Source organism: Vreelandella sp. 162(4c) (assembly GCF_058152265.1).
The window spans coordinates 4,117,856-4,132,660 of the sequence record NZ_CM176981.1 but is presented as its reverse complement, the minus strand read 5'-3'; the positions used below and the strand labels follow the sequence as shown (position 1 = coordinate 4,132,660).

The following is a 14,805-nucleotide window of genomic DNA, read 5'->3' as shown; positions in this document are numbered from 1 at the left end:
CTCCTACAGGGCTTGGCGTTGTTGCAGCGCCTTAATCATGTTGGCGAGGATGGCCAGGCACATAGCTGCAAAGCCAACCGGTAACGCCCAGCGGCTGGGCCATAAATAGAAGGTAAAATTAGCCATGGCCGTTTCCATTCGAACCGTAGCGCGTACGGCATCTAGATAGTTCTGGTAGCAGAGCATGCCGAAATAGAGGAGCCCAAGGGTGCTGGCAAATAGGTAAAGCGTCAGTTGGGCTACCGGCGGGAGCCTTCCCACCAGCACATCCACACTGATGTGTTCCCGCTGGAGCTCCACATAGGCAAGCGGCAGAAAGACGACGGCGACCATGTAGTAAAAAGACACAAACTCCAAGGTGCCGGTAAACGACTTTCCGAATAAGTAGCGCAGCCCAACATCAAGTGAGACATGCAGCGCCATAAGCACCAGAAACAGTGCCGCCAGCACCATGGCACTTTTGGCGATCCACTGGCTCAACGACTCCACGTGTCTGGCGATCATACAGGCGCACTCCTCTTCGCATCTGAGGCAGAAAAACCCAGCTCCAGAAGCGTCTCTTTCCAGAACAGCAGCATATCGCGGTAGAGTTCAGGGTCATCACGCCAAATGCTTTGCGCCCCTATACCTCGCATCATGCACAAGGTGGCGTTCAGGGCGACGCGATTCTGATGTGAAGTGTGCTTGGAACTGGCGACTAACTGCTCCCAAATCTGCTCCAAAGAGTCATTGAACTTTGCTGCCAGCGGTATCAGCACTTTCATGATATCGGGGTCGGTTCGCGCATTAGTGAGGTATTCGAGAGTCACCATATAAAGGTCACCCTTGAAGTGCTCATGCAGCGCTTTAAGCAGGCTGTCAAAGTTAAGCTCACCCGCTTTAACCTTTACGGCCATCTCCCTTACGCTTTCCACTTCGCGACTAAGCAAGTCCTCAAGCGCCGCCTGCATCAATAATGTCTTAGAAGGATAGTGGTGAACTAAAGCGCCACGGGAAACGCCCGCCAGACGTGCAACATCCACAGTTGAGGTGGCACGAATGCCCTTCTGGAGAATGCACTCGATAGTCGCTTGCGTAACCCGAGCCTGGGTTTGGCGTGAGCGTTCTTCTTGATTCTGTCGCTTCGTCATAGCGAACCCTTATTTGGCCTAGGCCGCCTCAATGCGGCGGCCTCAATGTTGCAGCGTTAATAGATTCCGTAGTCAGCAGGAAGCTTATTGTAGATCTCTTCCATGGCCAGTTCGGCCAGTGCCTCTTCGTCCTCGCGATCAACCTCGCTGATTAAGGCATCCCACTTTTCGTAGGTCGCGATAAAATCATCAATCAGCGCCTCTGGGTCTTCAACGCCGTACTCATCACGAGCCTTATCGTAGACATTGGCCAAGGCCTCATCGCGGAAAGCCTCCACGGAAGCCATCAGATCATCTTCGGGCTCGTAGATATTGTTGCCGTGGGAGGCGGCTTCTTCCAGTGCGGCTTCAGAAGCGCCCAGATACTGGACAATCATGCGGGTCATTGCCTTGGCAGTCGCTTCTTTGAAGACATCACGTTCCTCATCGTTGAGGCTAGCCCAGAAGCCCGAATTGAAGCCCCACTGAGGGCCAGACCAATACATGCCGGTAGGCAGCAACGTGGTGTGCTCGGCAACCTCCCACAATGACCGGTCAATCAAGTCGTTAGCCGCATTAGAGGCGCAGTCCAACGAGCCACGATCGAGGCCGCTATACATCTCACTGGAAGGCACATTGACGGGCGTTCCCCCGGCTTGCTCGACCCAGGCAGAAACAGTCGAGCCAGCCGTACGAATACGCTTACCGCGTAGCTCTTCAAGATTGCGGACTGGTTCGCGGCAGAACAGCACATAGGAAGGCGTGTTATAGGCGCCCAGGTAGACAATATCCAGCTCTTCCCACTCGGCTAGTTGAGTGGGATTATTAAGGCTGAAGTCTGTCACCGCCAGTATGCCTATCAGTGGGTCATCATAGTTAAACCCCAACTCCTGCACGGCATTCGCGACCGGCATTTCAGAAGGCGTGTAGATAGCCGCATGGTGAGCAACCTGAACCACGTTATCCTGGATACCCTGCAGGTTAGCCCGTGGTGCCAGCAGTACGGTGCCGGTATAAACCTCGGGTTGCAGTTCGCCGTTCGAGAGTTCCTTGACCATTTCTGCCCACTCGATGTAACCGTAACGGGAGTGGGGGTGTTGTTGGTCATAAAACGAATTGGCAATAAAGGATGTTGCGGCATGCGCCGAAGAAGCAACGACAGGCAAGACCAGCGCTCCAACGGCGAGTGTCAGCGTATTACGAGTGAAGTTCATATAGTTTCCCGGGCCGATTTAATCGGCTGTTTTTTTCTGTTGTATCGCTTTGTATTGTTGACACGTCACCCGATGTGGCGCGTGTACATAATTCAATCTAGACTTCAAATAATAAAAAAACAAGCAGGTCTGTTTGTTTTTGATACGGCCGGCTTCGCATAGAAAGGTTAAGCAATGAAAATAAAAGAAAATCCCACTCGGCTGGATATTGCGGGTACCTGGCGAGGGATTCGCATGATGCTGCCTTTAGCGGTTTTTACGATCGCGTTTGGATTGGCGTTTGGCGTAGCCGCCGTGCACCAAGGGTTGGCCGGCTGGGAAGCGATGCTAATGAGCCTGTTTGTCTTCGCGGCTCCATCGCAATTTGCTGCCCTAGAGATGTGGCATTCGCCTCTGCCACTGCTTGCTCTGGCAGCGGTCACACTCGCGATTCATACCCGGCATATGCTAATGAGTGCGGCGCTCTATCCCTGGCTCAAGGCGTTACCTCAACGCCAGCAATTCGCTATGGTGATTCTGCTAACCGACTCCAACTGGGCAATGGCGCTGGGAGAGTATCAGCGCGGCGAGCGAAACCTGGGCATTCTTCTAGGTGGCGGAATCGCGCTATGGGGCGCCTGGGTCGGTGGCACTGCGATAGGGCTAGCCTTTGGTGGAGGCATTACCGAACCTGAACGCTTCGGCCTTGATGTGATCATGCTGTGCTTTCTGCTGATGATCGTTGTCGGTGGAAACCCACGAGCAGCAATGGCCCTAACCCTGGTTGGCAGCAGCGGCGAGTGCATTAATGGCGTACTGGTGGTTGCCGCCTTACCTACATGTGATGGTGGGTGCCTTCACCGGTGGCGTGGTAGCCGTGCTATTGCCTGGACGCTGGTTCAGGGAAAGCGCCTTATGAGCTCATCCCCCGTATGGCAGTCGTTGATAGCCATCATGCTAATGGTGGTGATTGCTTATGGCTCCAGAGTGCTGGGACTGCTAATCATGTCACGTGTGCCGCTGGGCCCACGCGTGCGGCGATTCGTCGATGCCATGTCTAGCTCAGTCCTGATTGCCGTTATTACGCCTATCATCGTGCATGGGGATGGTGGCGTTCGGCTCGCAGCCATTGCGGCGGGTACGGTGGCGGTAGTGATGAGGAATCCGTTGGTATCGATTACAATGGGCATGCTTTGTGCTGCGGGTTGGCGCTGGTGGGTTGGGTAATATTGGGGGACTTGAAAGTTTTAGACGTGCGCAGGGCGTAACTAGAATCAGATATACAGCAGCTCCAGGGACTAATTACTCCCTGCTTTTGAAATAGGTAAATATAGAAATGGTGGGCCCAGTAGGACTTGAACCTACGACCAAGGGATTATGCGCCGTGTGAATAGCGTGCCAATAATCGCCTTTGGTCGTTTTTTCAACCATTTGCCTAGCTCTCAACTGTCTTAATGCGCCTGAAATTGCCACCAGCGTTGCCACTTTGTAGTCACTATCATTTCTCACCCTCCTATTACTTAAAATAAAATCACTAACCATATTAAAGGTATGGCCTGATATCAAATTCATTAAATATCCATATCCAACCCTTTAATGTCAGCCACTTTTCCATAAAATTCATAAACTTTTCTAAAGCACTCTATTCGCATATCACTAACCATTATCTTAAAATCTGCTTCTAAACGATTCTGTTGTACTATTAGAGCTATTCTATAATTCCTATCCATATAATCATCCGAAAAAACTGACACCTTACCATCTTCAGCATATTCATTTCTTATCGAATCCATCCTTTCATTAACTTCGGCCAATGCTTGATTTTCAGAATCCTCCAGCGCCATGTAGTAATCTGATTCGATTTTATTAAAATCTGGCCTTTCACATCTCAACATATCAACATTAGCCGTAGCCAAATCTCTTAGTTCTTCTAAATAGTCTGGTGGATATTTATTCTCACTTGTATTTATTTCTTCAAATCTATCTATAGCGCTTAACACTGAAAGATACATGTTAGGCCAGCTTTCTGATGCACTATTTAAGTATTCAGTGATTGTAAGTTCGCTATCATTTCCGAAAAACCAAGATGACCCTATAAAGTCCACTCTACCTAGCTGCTGCATATCTGTTAAAATCAATTCCCATCGAGCATTTTCAAGAGCATCTAGTTCAGTTTTTACTTGTTCTTGTATAGCTACCACTCTCTCTGCAGCCTCACTTTCTCTACGCTCTGATATTTCAATTTCTTTTAATAAAGCATCACTTTTCCCTCGCTCTTCTTGCAAACCCAAATATGCTTCTCTGGCTTCTTCTTCCAACTCACCCCTTATATCTAAAAGGTTATTAATTTCATTTTCGTATGATGCTATATTTTCCTCCAACCCTTCATTACGCAAGACTATTTCATCTAACTCTAATCTTCTATCAACTAAATCTTCTTCAATCCTGGCCAACTCTTCTTCCAGCCTAACTTTATCTAACTCAACTTGTGCATTTTTTTCTGCTAATAATTGATGTTGAAAAACAGGCTTTACTGTATAAAAATAACCAAAAACAATAACCAACAAAGTTGCAACCTGCGCACTTGCACTGACAATATCACTAAAACTTCCCTTATTTCTTTTATCACTCTTACCACTCTCATTATTTTTCAAAAATAAAATTAAATTTTCTTTTCTACTCATCCCATACCCTACTTATCAATAACTCTGTTTGATTGATAATTCAAATAAAATCATTTAGCCACCAATCCACTTTCAGCTTTTTTTATTATTCTCCATCATAACTTAATAATTAAACAATTTTACCCACAATGCCTTCCCCCCTGGAACCATTTATCAACAACCTTTTTTGCTAGTTGGTATCCGTTCCCGTTTTCTTCAACGTGCCTCGCGCCTTTTCTATTTCTGGGCTCACTTGCCCACACACTTCATCCGTCTGATCTGTCATCAGCCAAAGTGTGTATTTGTAGAAAGCTTTTGTTACTTGCATGAGAACTTTCCCAGAAGGGGCATTTTTTCCCTGTTCTAGGCGTATGAGTGTGTTCTTTGGAATCCCCGTTAAGTCACTGAATTCCTGGCGTCCCATACCTTCGGCCTCTCTTAAGGCACGAATTTTTTCGCCAATTACCATTGACGCATCATCATTGATGACTACACTCACCAATGATTACTGTGATCATTCATGATTACACCTCTTCGGAAAACCATAAACCCGTAATTCAGAGACTATCACAGCCCATTACAGTGCAGGTAATGACACATGGAAACGAGTAACGCGCCCCAGGTTCCGGCAACCGTGCCAAACAATGACCATCGAACGCTTCTCGCAGCTCTCCGGCCTAGATGAAGGTGTCCTTCAAGGACATATCCGCCGCGGCTACCTCCCCACCATCAAGGTTGATCGTTACACAAGATTTACGCCGAGCACATATCAAAGAAAATCGGTTAAAGCGTCGAAACCAGCCATTACCTGATGATGATGACCATTTGAAAATAATGTTGGACACGTTACTTAAAAGGATCACTGATCAAGAGTGAAAAGGAGGCAGGGGGCGACTATCTCAAGTTTCAAGCGCAATGCTATTGAAAAGCGGTGACGAATTTCAATAGCACCTCAGCGTAGACTTACAGCAGCGTATGCCAATCCAGCTTATTTACAAATTATCCTCTATGCTGCCACGGTGACCCGCATTTCCACATGCAAGCCAGCTGCAGCAGCCATGTTCACCAGAGCATCCAGGCCGAACAAAGAGATCTTACCACGCATCAAGTCGGAAACCCGTGGTTGCGTGACACCAAACAGTGTGGCTGCTTGCGATTGATTCAAGCCAGCACGGTCGATGTGGTCTTTAAGAGCCATCATCAACGTTGAGCGTAGCTTCATATTTTCAGCTTCCGCTGGCGTGTCTTCAATGGCATCCCATACACTTGCAAAACGCTCATTGCTCATCGTTTATACTCCTGCGCCAATCCCCTGTAACGTTTTTCAGCCAAATCTATATCGCCCTTACTGGTCTTCTGTGTCTTCTTTTGAAAACAGTGCAACACATAAACTACATCAGCAAATTTAGCGACGTACATGACCCGAAATGCACCGGCAACATCTCTGACCCGTATTTCCTTGACGCCCTGCCCCACAGTCGTCATGGGCTTCCAGTCGTCATGGGCTTCCAGTCGTCATGGGCTTCCAGTCGTCCGGCTCACGACCATTTTGGACTTGGTCTAGCTGGTGACCTGCTTCGCTCCGAGCCGATTCTGGAAACATGCGCAAATCATCAAGTGAACTACCCAAGAATTCGATAGGCTTAGGTGTTGTGGGATTTATCATACCTCAAATATACAATATTTTATATAACTCTACAATTTCTTCCCAAAGGGCAACGCACGCGCGTTTTACGACACACGTTCGCGAGTCACTTTGTGATAAATGGCGGTAACTTATTAACATTGCAGAAAATTTTAGGTCATCAAAGCATTCAAATGACAATGAGATATGCACACCTGGCACCTGGCCACTTAAAAGAAACGGTCACGTTCGGCCCGAAGATATTCGGTTGACACTTTGAGGGATCACAGTACAGCGAGGGAGGGAATTTTGGCGTGTAAGTCATTAATAAATGGTGGGCCCAGTAGGACTTGAACCTACGACCAAGGGATTATGAGTGCAACCAAACAAACTTTGGGATCGCGCCTGCAATGCGTAAACCAAGCTTTATCAACGTATTACCGTTTTCCATGGATTACATTAATCACACAGTTTTCACCCTGTCAGCAGCCATATGGCAACCAAGCGGTGACCACAGCGTGCCCTAGCTAGATAGACAGACAACAGAAATTATGTACTATGTACACCAAGCAACGCTTTGGCGAAAGGACAGCCCAACGTGAGCTATGCAATTGAGTTTATCGAAACCACAACGTTCACACGCCAGATCCAGGCCATCGCAACTGACGATGAATTAAAGGAACTTCAACGCACTCTGATTGCTCAACCTGATAAAGGTGATCTCATTCAGGGAACAGGGGGTCTGCGTAAAATCCGCATGGCATTGGGCAACCAAGGTAAAAGTGGCGGCGCTCGGGTTATTTATTTCTTAGCGACGATAGAAAAAATCTACCTAATACTGGCCTACCCCAAGAGCGTGAAGGACAGCTTAACGCCCGCTGAAAAGACCACATTAAAAACACTGACCCACCAATTAAAAGGGGAGGTTTCCGAATGAGCATTTTTGACGAACTGCAAACATCGCTGCAGGAAGCCGTTGAGATCAAACAAGGTAAAGCCCAAGCCAGCCGCATAACACGCCATGAAGTGGCTGATGTGAAAGCCATCCGCGATAAGTTACATGTCTCGCAGGCGGAGTTTGCTGATGTGATGGGAACCAGTGTGGACACAATCAAAAGCTGGGAAACGAAGCGCCGTAACCCTACGGGGTTGGCGGCTAAGGTACTGGCGACAATTCAGGATAATCCTGATTTTTTCAATGAACTTGCCGCACATTAGAATCTACTATTCACCTTCGTCACCAATGCCGATCCACCGCACTCTCATCCCGCAGCCACATCAATCTGATCAGAACTACCCTACTATCTGTTCTTTTCTCAATGGCTTGCATGAGGCTTCAGCGCCGCAGCATTGGGATCATACGTGAAGCCGGAAATTGTACCGTCTTTGATCCTCTCCACAGCCTCGTCCACTACGAATAGTGGAACGAGGAACCACTCACGCGGCACAACGGGATTGCCGAAGCGGTCCATTATCTCGATGTCGAGCCGTGCGGGTTCAAAAATTCGGTGGATTAAATTTTCGAGCTTGGTGCGGTTGATATTGAATAACTCATAAGTTGCTACGACCTCAACATCAGCCATCATGAAGGTCGGCTGGAGGCGGGCACCAGCGATACGCTTCGCAACGCTCATATTGGTGACGCCGATCTTGTGTATAAGATCGCGGTTTTTTGCGACAACCGGGTGATCGGATTTGCTGCGCAGGACATAAATCGTGCCACTCGCCTCGTCGCCGTCGATCGTATCCTGTGCAAATAAAGGGCCAGGGTCGGGTTCAGTAATGCGCCTGCCCGCTTCGTCCTTATTCAGGGCGCGTTGAAGCGAACGCATGAGCATGTTGCTCTCCGTACCATTATCGAAGATCACACGAAGTCGTGCATCCGTCCGCCCCTGTGCGGTGATGGTCGTTTCCCCCATCTCTGCGACATAGGCTTTCTGCCCACCGACGATGAAGAGTCGCCCCTGCTGTATATCAGCCTTCATCTCGAACGGACGAGTTTTACGTAGGCCGTTATCCAAATCGTTCTGCACTTGCTCGAAGATCTGCTTGAACTCTTCAAAATCCTCGCATTTATTGCGATTAGCAATCTCTTCGGCAGCTTTTTTCTCGGCACTCGTCCGAACATGTTTGAGCTCAGTGATCGGCGAGGCTACGGTTTCAATGCCAAGCTCTGCAAGTAGCGCATCGTCATCCAACTCGTCAGACGCCGAAGACGACAATGGCATTGATCCGGCCAGAAGTCCCTGATGATCGATCGGCTCGACCAGGCCCCAACAATCCGGCTGCTCGCGGATGCGGTCAAGGCGAACGGCATATAGACGCTCGAAGATATCACGGTCTTCGCCGTGCTGCGGCGCTCGGTCATGTTCTTCGAAAAATCGCTGAATTTCTTCAAATCCCGCAATAATGCGCTCTTCACGGGCGGTGTGGCTCTGCGCTTTCTTCCCCTCGACCTCAACGCCAAGTTCAGCGAGAAGCGCATCGTCATCGTCTGTAAATTCCTTAGCCATTGGCAGCCTCCGCTTTCATGCGGGCAAGGAAGGCCACACCTTCAGCCATTTTCTTTTCCCATGCATCAGGCGATGTGATCGAAGGTAGCCGTCCACGCTCCTGCTTGAATTTCAACGCGCGCTTTGCCAAGTCACGCGCTCCTTCAGGCGTAAGCTTTACTTTCTTCGCCGAGATGACGGCCTGAACCTGCTTCAGGCTTTCCTCACTCATCGTTTTGGCGAGGATGGCATAGGCTTCGCTGAACGGATTGATCCGGTCAATCAGGTCGATATCTAGGTCGCGTACGTCCATCGCAAATTTCCGGACCCCATCGATCAAGGCAGTGTTACCGTTTTTCATGGCATCATCATCTTCGACCGCCGCTTCCTTGGCCTTCTGAGTAAGGTTCAGCGCCGCGATCGCGTGCTGACGCACGGCTTCCTGATCCCCTTCGTCAAGCTTGGGATACTTGTCCTTGATGATCTTACCCATGCGCACCTGGGTCAGCTCTTCGGGAACGAGCTCCTCATCAAACAGCCCGCGCTCAACGGTGGTTTTGTCCTGTGCGAAAGCCGCGATCACCTCGTTCAAGTCTTCCTGGCAGATGCGCGCAGCCTCCTTGCTCTTCGGCTCGACAAGCCCTTTGATCTCGATCTGGAACTGGCCAGACTCTTCATTGAACCCGACATTGCACTCGCCTTCCTTGTATCCGCCCTCGCCATAGTCAAAGCCGGAGGCTGGCCCGCTTTCCGGTTTCTTCGGGGTGAAGTTGAAGCGTGGCGCGAGGACTTGCTCCATGAGCAGGCTGGCGGCTATCGCCTTCAGAGTGTCGTTCACGGCCTCGGTGACGGCTTTTTCCGCGGCATCAGGCTCGGCGATTAGGTTAGTGAAGCGAGCGCTGGTCTTACCCTCGGCATCACGGGTGGCACGACCGATAATCTGGACGATTTCGGTAAGGCTCGATCGGTAGCCAACCGTGAGCGCGTGTTCGCACCAAATCCAATCAAAGCCCTCCTTGGCCATCCCGAGAGCAATGATGATGTCTACATGGTCGCGATTGTTTTTTTGCGAGGGGTCTTTGAGCGCTGCCGAAACCTTCTCCCGCTTGGTCGGGTCGTCATCGACCAAATCGGCGATCCTGAGCACGCGACCTTCGGGTGTTTCAACAAGTTGAAAGCCGGTCGCCGGGTCCGTCCCTAGCCAACTATCTTTTCTGCCCCCACCAAGTCCAAGCATGACATCTTCTGTTTCCTTGATCTTATCCTTCGTGCTCTCGCGTGAATTGACGGAGGGGATGTGGATGATTGTCTTTTCGGCAGGGTCCAGCACCTTCAGGATATCGTCGGCATATGCGCCAGAATAAAAGTAATACCCAATATTCAACGTCTTCAAGTACTTATATCCGTTGAGCTGTTCATAGTAGGTGTAGGTAACGGTATCAAATTTCGCCTCGTCATGGGGCATGAGTACGGGCTCGGTGTCACCACGGAAATATGATCCGGTCATGGCGACCACATGCACCTTGTCTCGCGCCATCAGCTCGGTGAGCTGCGCACCTAGCTTGTTGTCGGGGTTGGCCGAAACATGATGGAACTCATCCACGGCGATAAGGCGGTCATCGAAAGCTTCGACGCCAAATTTTTGAACGGCGTTCCGAAAGGTCGCATGTGGACAGACGAGCACGCTGTCATCGCTTTTCAGGAACGCGCCCACAGAGTCGGCCTTGCTGCCGTCGGCCCCCGGCGCGTTGCAAAGATTCCACTTCGGCACAACATGCCAGTCCGCCCAGAACCCGAACGCGCTCAGCGGTTCGTCTGCAAAGCTCGACCCGATGGATTTTTCCGGCACGGTGATGATCGCCTGTCGCAGCCCCTGATTGTGCAGCTTGTCTAGCGCGATGAACATGAGCGCGCGGCTCTTGCCAGAGGCAGGCGGCGACTTAATTAGGAGATACTGCTCACCACGCCGCTCAAAGGCGCGTTCCTGCATCGGGCGCATGCCAAGCTCGTTAGATTTGGTCGAGGTGCCGTTGCGGGCATAGGTGACAGAGACTGATGGAACATTATTGGTCACTCTAAACTCTCTTTCGTTTGTCAAATCTGCGGAGGAATAGCCGTGCTGTGATCAAAGTCACCTGAAGTCGGAAGGTGGCATCCTCTTCTTCAGACAATCCTGGATGACCACCGTGAGGGTGCATCCTGCTCATCAGACCTTGAACGTATTGAGGCTTCTGATTGTTGCTATGCCACTCGTTGTAGTCTGGGAGCAGGAACGGTGGAGCAAGCCCGCCAAGGAAGTCGCGCTTTGCCTTGCTATCGCCACTCCCAGCGTAGCCAAGAAAAGTAGCGATTTCATTGAGGTAACTCTCAAAGAAATTTCGAAGCTCACCATTGGCTGATGACCACTCTCCCCGCTGGTATGCTGAAATTGCTTGTTTCAGATGTCCATGAGCCACTGTAAGGTTATTTCGATCCAGTAATACTTCCAGTTCCGTCTCGGCCTCTGTGAAGTCCAGACTTGGAATCTCGCTAGGCAGCATGCGCCGGAGATTGTTGATCTTTGTCTTCGCGGAACCACCGAAAATCGATTGGCGCCCGCTCGGTTCGTATACCTCTTCCTCGACGATCTCAAATCCGTCAAAACGAAGGCCCGCTAAGAGCTTCCTCCAGATTGCACCTTCCTGCACATGAGGCGGAGCTTGGATTGCCATTTCTAATAAGGCACGGCTCAAGCTTACTGTACCGGCCTCCGTCAGGACTTCAGGGTCAAGCTCGGTAGCAATCTTCGCCCAGCTACGAACCCGTGCTGCTTTGCTCGATGTCTCTATGCCGTACTGGTCGATATCCCACTGAATTTCGAGGACGCTCATATCGTCGTGCGAGTTGAATTTCGCAATGGTCTCGGTTGCAGCAACGGTGGTCAGACGGTTGAACTTACTCATGCCGCCCCCTTCGTTTTGGTCATCTTCGTGTAGAGCTCAAAGAGCTTTTCGAGGCGTTCGGTGTCGTTGCGGAAACGACGGCCTATATAGATTCGCTCTAGCACCTCATCGTTGCGGTCATGCGCAGCGCGCAAGTCATCCGGCATCTTCTCGGGGTCGTAGAGCTCGGCGATGGTGGCAGGAAAATGTGCTTCACGGGCCAGAAGGATATCTTCAGCACAGCGTGTCAGGTCTACCTTGTTCTTTTCTGTCAGCTTGGGAACGGGGAAGGTATTCCACCCTAAAGTACTAGAATATCGGTATCGTGTTTCAAGCTTCCCACAAACTGTGGCAATCCAAACTAGATGTAGTTTCGAGATGACTAAGCTTAATTCCCAGAGGTCGGGAGAAAATACTGCAAAAGCGGCATCGGTTACGACTGTTGTCTGATCAAATATGTCAGCAGGCAAATACTCGCGTGTTTCGGAAGATGTCTTTGCCACCGCCAAGCAAAGGGAGTTCAAATGCGCCCGTTGCGCAAACTTGTGCGGGATGGACGCATATCCTTGTGTAGTTTTCGCAGAAGAACTATTTCTAAATGAACGGACCTCATCAACACGACTCTTGATTTTGGGAATGGCGCTCATCTCATCAAGTTGACTGTCCTCAATCCACAGGCATTTTCGATTTCTATGGTTTACTAGTTCTTGAGAACCAACTAGGGTTTTAATTATTGCCTTTGTCGTTGCGTGAGATGATACAAGTGATCGTGCCTCTTCAAGGCTCATTATTAGATTTCCACCATCGCGAGGCATGCTGCCGGAAACCATTGAGTTCAAGTCTGAAAACAATGTCTTATCTCTGGCTTTTACATAGGTTTCATCACCTGCAATCAGGTAGGGAGAAATGCTTGGTACATGCCGCACCGTCTGCCCTTCGTACAAAGAGCAATAATTGGGTTTTTCTTTCTGAACGCCAACTATGACGCAATGCACAACTGCATTGTTTGCTGCATTGTTTTTCCACCTAAACCCTTGATGCGCGAAACTAATCCTAAGACCCTTTCCATAAATCCGCGACCATACATGTGCAACCTGCTCACCTTGGCTGATTGAGCTTGTCGAGACAAAGGCAAACCGCGCATCACAGTATTCAAGAAACTCGGCAGCTTTTATAAACCATCCAGTAACGTAGTCGCAGTCTTTATATTCCTTGTGATTTTCAAATATTAGAGCAAGGTCCTCCTTTTGGGCTTTTGTTTGCTTTCGGGCACCTTTAAATTGGGGATTTCCGCAGATGTAGGTTTCCCCGCCTTCGTTCTCGAACTCGATCTCCGCTTGGTCGAGCGGCGTGTTGAACAGATCGTCGCTATGTATCTTAACGCCTGTACCTGTGGGCGGGCAGATGCTCAGCCAGTCAAGCCGCAGAGCGTTACCGCAGGTAATCCAGTTCATGGCGTCAAGTGGTAGGAAGTCTTGCAGCGCTTCACGTTGCCCGCGATAGAGCACGTCACACTGATACTCGGCAATAACCAGCGCTAGCCTCGCCACTTCCGCAGAAAAGCCCCTGAGTTCAATACCGCGAAAATTTGTCAGCGGAATGTCAGATCGCCGGTCAGGTTCGCCGCGCCTCTTGTTTATCTCAGCCTCAATCGCCCGCATTTCCTTGTAGGCAATCACGAGAAAGTTGCCGGAGCCGCAAGCGGGGTCGAAAACCCGGATCCTTGCCATCCGGTTGCGTAGGTTCAGTAGCTTACGCACGTTATCGCCAGCCTCTTCAAGTTTCTCGCGCAGATTATCGAGGAAGAGCGGGTTCAGCACCTTCAGGATGTTCGGAACGGATGTATAATGCATCCCCAAAGCGCCGCGTTCCTCGTCATCGGCGACTGCTTGAATCATCGAGCCAAAGATATCGGGGTTGATCTTCTTCCAGTCGAGATTACCGATGTGAAGAAGGTAGGAGCGTGCAATCTTGCTGAAATACGGCACGTCCGTGTTACCGGCAAACAAACCGCCATTGACGTACTGAAATGCATCTGCCCAACGAGGCAGTTTCGCCTTGTCCCTTTCTTCGACCGAAGTGTTCATGGCGCGGAATAGCTCACCAATGACCTCGTGAGTGTTGGACGAGTCCCGCTCACTCATTTGCTCGATCGTTGTGGTGAAAAGTCCCGTACTATTGAAGATATCAGTGTCTTCGGCAAAGAAGCAAAAGATCAACCGCGCCATGAAATGATTCATATCGTGGCGGCGCTTGGCGGCTGCCCAGTCTGGATTGTCTTTTAAAAGCTCGACATAAAGCCGGTTCAGGCGACCAGTAGCCTTAATGTCAAAGGCACTCTCGCGTATTTGCTTAACGGTGCTAATGCCCGCAAGCGGCAAGAAAAATCCAAAATGCTCGGGAAAGTCTTTAAGTGGGCAGACGATCGGCGCGACGTCTGACACAAGGTCTTCGGCTTCCAGCGTGACGCCATCCGTCGCCAGGATGAATTTGACTCGGTTGCGTGCGTTCTTAGTAGCCAGGCTCTCGCGCAGCTCGCGGATCGTGTCGGAGACATGACCCTCGTCACAGATCTTGATATGGATGTGGTTGGTCTGCAGGACGCCGCCGATATCAGACTTGTTCGTCACGCCGCTGCGGAGCCGCTTGATCGTGGTGGGTTTGTTGCCGAACGCTTCTAGGAAAGCAAACGGGAACTCCTCTGCATCAAACGGCTGTTCAGCTAAGGAGGAGATAGCTTCTTCGATCTCGACAGCATTCACGGATTTACGACTCCTTTTTGAAGAGGACCAGATTAGCAACC

Annotated in this window: 16 protein-coding genes and 1 pseudogene; 5 read left to right on the top strand and 12 right to left on the bottom strand. The window is 50.1% G+C overall.

Going from position 1 to position 14,805, the window contains the following annotated elements:
• Positions 1-3 precede the first annotated feature (3 nt).
• Genes AC4EYZ_RS19020 through AC4EYZ_RS19010 form a run of 3 tightly spaced genes read right to left on the bottom strand, consistent with a single transcriptional unit; the run spans position 4 to position 2,323 of the window.
• Entirely contained in the window at positions 4-504 is a 501-nt protein-coding gene (locus tag AC4EYZ_RS19020) for a TRAP transporter small permease subunit (protein ID WP_490203960.1), read from the bottom strand.
• Positions 501-1,130, bottom strand: a complete 630-nt coding sequence (locus AC4EYZ_RS19015; protein WP_490203959.1) for a TetR/AcrR family transcriptional regulator — start codon at positions 1,128-1,130, stop codon at positions 501-503. The genes AC4EYZ_RS19020 and AC4EYZ_RS19015 overlap by 4 nt, the downstream gene beginning before the upstream one ends.
• Before the next feature lie 56 nt (positions 1,131-1,186).
• On the bottom strand, positions 1,187-2,323 hold the full coding sequence (locus AC4EYZ_RS19010; RefSeq protein WP_474193127.1) for a C4-dicarboxylate TRAP transporter substrate-binding protein: 1,137 nt from the start codon (positions 2,321-2,323) through the stop codon (positions 1,187-1,189).
• Positions 2,324-2,497: 174 nt separating this feature from the next.
• On the opposite strand from AC4EYZ_RS19010, the gene AC4EYZ_RS19005 reads away from it, so the two are divergent.
• Positions 2,498-3,529, top strand: coding sequence for an AzlC family ABC transporter permease (locus AC4EYZ_RS19005; RefSeq protein ID WP_474193126.1), 1,032 nt, complete (start codon positions 2,498-2,500; stop codon positions 3,527-3,529).
• A gap of 75 nt (positions 3,530-3,604) precedes the next feature.
• On the opposite strand, the gene AC4EYZ_RS19000 is transcribed toward AC4EYZ_RS19005, so the two are convergent.
• The 3 genes from AC4EYZ_RS19000 to AC4EYZ_RS18990 all read right to left on the bottom strand — a co-directional run bounded on the left by AC4EYZ_RS19000 (position 3,605) and on the right by AC4EYZ_RS18990 (position 5,434).
• Positions 3,605-3,874, bottom strand: a complete 270-nt coding sequence (locus tag AC4EYZ_RS19000) for a hypothetical protein (protein ID WP_490203958.1) — start codon at positions 3,872-3,874, stop codon at positions 3,605-3,607.
• Positions 3,874-4,986, bottom strand: a complete 1,113-nt coding sequence (locus AC4EYZ_RS18995; RefSeq protein WP_490203957.1) for a hypothetical protein — start codon at positions 4,984-4,986, stop codon at positions 3,874-3,876. The genes AC4EYZ_RS19000 and AC4EYZ_RS18995 overlap by 1 nt, the downstream gene beginning before the upstream one ends.
• 169 nt (positions 4,987-5,155) lie before the next feature.
• Positions 5,156-5,434 carry a helix-turn-helix domain-containing protein gene (locus AC4EYZ_RS18990; RefSeq protein WP_490203956.1) on the bottom strand — a complete coding sequence of 93 codons (279 nt, stop codon included), beginning with the start codon at positions 5,432-5,434 and terminating at the stop codon, positions 5,156-5,158.
• Between the two features lie 175 nt (positions 5,435-5,609).
• Here AC4EYZ_RS18990 and AC4EYZ_RS18985 point away from each other — a divergent pair, with 175 nt between their 5' ends.
• Positions 5,610-5,777 (top strand): hypothetical protein, encoded by a 168-nt coding sequence (locus AC4EYZ_RS18985; RefSeq protein WP_490203955.1) that lies wholly within the window; start codon positions 5,610-5,612, stop codon positions 5,775-5,777.
• A gap of 194 nt (positions 5,778-5,971) precedes the next feature.
• Here the strand turns inward: AC4EYZ_RS18985 and AC4EYZ_RS18980 are convergent, their stop codons facing one another.
• Positions 5,972-6,253, bottom strand: coding sequence for a helix-turn-helix domain-containing protein (locus tag AC4EYZ_RS18980; RefSeq protein ID WP_174788253.1), 282 nt, complete (start codon positions 6,251-6,253; stop codon positions 5,972-5,974).
• Positions 6,250-6,450 carry a type II toxin-antitoxin system RelE/ParE family toxin gene (locus tag AC4EYZ_RS18975; RefSeq protein ID WP_490203954.1) on the bottom strand — a complete coding sequence of 67 codons (201 nt, stop codon included), beginning with the start codon at positions 6,448-6,450 and terminating at the stop codon, positions 6,250-6,252. Before AC4EYZ_RS18975 ends, AC4EYZ_RS18980 begins: the two co-directional genes overlap by 4 nt.
• 219 nt (positions 6,451-6,669) lie before the next feature.
• On the opposite strand from AC4EYZ_RS18975, the pseudogene AC4EYZ_RS18970 reads away from it, so the two are divergent.
• The 3 genes and pseudogenes from AC4EYZ_RS18970 to nadS all read left to right on the top strand — a co-directional run.
• Positions 6,670-6,861: pseudogene (locus tag AC4EYZ_RS18970) on the top strand (tyrosine-type recombinase/integrase); the annotation flags it as partial.
• 326 nt (positions 6,862-7,187) lie between these two features.
• A complete protein-coding gene (locus AC4EYZ_RS18965; RefSeq protein WP_490203953.1) occupies positions 7,188-7,526 on the top strand; it encodes a type II toxin-antitoxin system RelE/ParE family toxin in 339 nt (112 codons plus the stop codon).
• Positions 7,523-7,807, top strand: coding sequence for a NadS family protein (nadS, locus tag AC4EYZ_RS18960; protein ID WP_490203952.1), 285 nt, complete (start codon positions 7,523-7,525; stop codon positions 7,805-7,807). Before AC4EYZ_RS18965 ends, nadS begins: the two co-directional genes overlap by 4 nt.
• 98 nt (positions 7,808-7,905) lie before the next feature.
• On the opposite strand, the gene AC4EYZ_RS18955 is transcribed toward nadS, so the two are convergent.
• The 4 genes from AC4EYZ_RS18955 to AC4EYZ_RS18940 are packed head-to-tail and all read right to left on the bottom strand — an operon-like array spanning position 7,906 to position 14,764.
• Positions 7,906-9,102: a GIY-YIG nuclease family protein gene (locus AC4EYZ_RS18955; RefSeq protein ID WP_490203951.1), complete on the bottom strand. Its 1,197-nt coding sequence runs from the start codon at positions 9,100-9,102 to the stop codon at positions 7,906-7,908.
• Positions 9,095-11,155 (bottom strand): DEAD/DEAH box helicase, encoded by a 2,061-nt coding sequence (locus tag AC4EYZ_RS18950; protein WP_490203950.1) that lies wholly within the window; start codon positions 11,153-11,155, stop codon positions 9,095-9,097. The genes AC4EYZ_RS18955 and AC4EYZ_RS18950 overlap by 8 nt, the downstream gene beginning before the upstream one ends.
• 1 nt (position 11,156) lies before the next feature.
• Complete coding sequence (locus AC4EYZ_RS18945) at positions 11,157-12,023, bottom strand: hypothetical protein (RefSeq protein WP_490203949.1); 867 nt, start codon at positions 12,021-12,023, stop codon at positions 11,157-11,159.
• Entirely contained in the window at positions 12,020-14,764 is a 2,745-nt protein-coding gene (locus tag AC4EYZ_RS18940) for a class I SAM-dependent DNA methyltransferase (protein ID WP_490203948.1), read from the bottom strand. The genes AC4EYZ_RS18945 and AC4EYZ_RS18940 overlap by 4 nt, the downstream gene beginning before the upstream one ends.
• Between the last annotated feature and the right edge of the window lie 41 nt (positions 14,765-14,805).

Bases quoted from the DNA above. Each gene is read 5' to 3' on its own strand.
- AC4EYZ_RS18955 (WP_490203951.1), bottom strand. From the start codon at position 9,102: ATGGCTAAGGAATTTACAGACGATGACGATGCGCTTCTCGCTGAACTT.
- AC4EYZ_RS18995 (WP_490203957.1), bottom strand. From the start codon at position 4,986: ATGAGTAGAAAAGAAAATTTAATTTTATTTTTGAAAAATAATGAGAGT.
- AC4EYZ_RS19015 (WP_490203959.1), bottom strand. From the start codon at position 1,130: ATGACGAAGCGACAGAATCAAGAAGAACGCTCACGCCAAACCCAGGCT.
- AC4EYZ_RS19005 (WP_474193126.1), top strand. From the start codon at position 2,498: ATGAAAATAAAAGAAAATCCCACTCGGCTGGATATTGCGGGTACCTGG.
- AC4EYZ_RS19010 (WP_474193127.1), bottom strand. From the start codon at position 2,323: ATGAACTTCACTCGTAATACGCTGACACTCGCCGTTGGAGCGCTGGTC.
- nadS (WP_490203952.1), top strand. From the start codon at position 7,523: ATGAGCATTTTTGACGAACTGCAAACATCGCTGCAGGAAGCCGTTGAG.
- AC4EYZ_RS18975 (WP_490203954.1), bottom strand. From the start codon at position 6,450: ATGACGACTGTGGGGCAGGGCGTCAAGGAAATACGGGTCAGAGATGTT.
- AC4EYZ_RS18980 (WP_174788253.1), bottom strand. From the start codon at position 6,253: ATGAGCAATGAGCGTTTTGCAAGTGTATGGGATGCCATTGAAGACACG.
- AC4EYZ_RS19020 (WP_490203960.1), bottom strand. From the start codon at position 504: ATGATCGCCAGACACGTGGAGTCGTTGAGCCAGTGGATCGCCAAAAGT.
- AC4EYZ_RS19000 (WP_490203958.1), bottom strand. From the start codon at position 3,874: ATGAATTTGATATCAGGCCATACCTTTAATATGGTTAGTGATTTTATT.
- AC4EYZ_RS18990 (WP_490203956.1), bottom strand. From the start codon at position 5,434: ATGGTAATTGGCGAAAAAATTCGTGCCTTAAGAGAGGCCGAAGGTATG.
- AC4EYZ_RS18945 (WP_490203949.1), bottom strand. From the start codon at position 12,023: ATGAGTAAGTTCAACCGTCTGACCACCGTTGCTGCAACCGAGACCATT.
- AC4EYZ_RS18985 (WP_490203955.1), top strand. From the start codon at position 5,610: ATGACCATCGAACGCTTCTCGCAGCTCTCCGGCCTAGATGAAGGTGTC.